1 pseudogene is annotated in these 234 nt (G+C 61.5%); it reads left to right on the top strand.

The features are described 5' to 3' along the window. Positions 1-234: pseudogene (locus tag AC0IWM_RS23975) on the top strand (SAM-dependent methyltransferase); the annotation flags it as partial.

Below are 234 nucleotides of genomic sequence, written 5' to 3'. Positions count from 1 at the left end.
CCTATTTGCAAACCGTGGAAGTGCTGCGCGACACCAGCCATGTGCGCAACTACGCTGCCAGCGAATGGCTGCGCTTTATCAGCGATGCCGGCCTGCACACCCGCAGCTACAGCCGCCAGCGTTTGCAGCTGGAATACAGTTCGTGGGTGGAACGCATGCGCACGCCGCCAACCTTGCGCGTCGCGATTCGCGAACTGCAGCAAGCGATGGGCGCGGAAGTGCGTGAGTATTTCG

This window comes from Methylobacterium sp. AC433 (assembly GCF_979253015.1).
Note: the sequence above shows the minus strand (reverse complement) of the source record. Positions and strands in the feature narration are given on the sequence as shown.